The following is an 807-nucleotide window of genomic DNA, read 5'->3' on the forward strand; positions in this document are numbered from 1 at the left end:
CAATATAGCTTTCTTCCAACTGCTCTAAAGTAAATGGGAAAGTCAGGATGTCTTGTAAATACAATGTCGGTTTTGGCCCTTTGAGGCCACGTCGTTCCCATGGATAAATGTCTAACATGGCATGCACGGTTCGGTAGAGCTCTTCTGCGGCTTGATCTTTTTCGGCAATCAGCATAGCGAGTCGATCGCTAGATAGGCGTGAAATGAGATCGCTTGGCGTCGTTAATGAGTGAACCAGTTCAGTGCACGCATCGAGAAACGCAGGATTGGAGTGACGAATCATGATCACGGCATGGTTAGAGCGCTTAAGCTCAGTCTTAAATAGAACCAGTTGTTCCCACCAGTACGTTTCGGAAACGACGTTAGAAAACTGCTTTTCGGGATCGTATTCATGTTGAGAGCGAATACGATTGATGAGCTTGCGAGCACGTTGTTCTAGCTGGCGTTTTGAGCCGCGTGCTTTATCCATGCTGACACGATTGGTCTGCTCTTTGAGCATTTTCAGTGCATGTTTTCGGTATTTTTTAAACGCATTAAATGCCGCTTCGAAATCGCCTTGCTCTTCAGCAACGCGAGATTGCTGAAAACAGATCTGACTTAGCAGTTCGCCATTATCGAAATTAAGCGCGGATTCTTCTGCGGCAAGCAACAACTCGGCTGCGCTGTCCGTGTTTTTACGCAGTAGCTCTAGTCTTGCTCGACTGATGAAAGAGTGTGCTTTCATCCACGTTAGATCGTGCTCAATGGCCAGTTTGTGCGCTTTTTGGGTTGCTTCTTCCGCAGCGTCTAGGCGTTCTAAGCCAAGGA

1 pseudogene is annotated in these 807 nt (G+C 47.1%); it reads right to left on the reverse strand.

The features are described 5' to 3' along the window. Positions 1–807 (reverse strand): annotated as a pseudogene (locus R7Z47_RS24475) (hypothetical protein); the annotation flags it as partial.

Origin of the sequence: Vibrio sp. 1641 (assembly GCF_033339995.1) — a bacterium.
Classification (GTDB): domain Bacteria; phylum Pseudomonadota; class Gammaproteobacteria; order Enterobacterales; family Vibrionaceae; genus Vibrio; species Vibrio alginolyticus.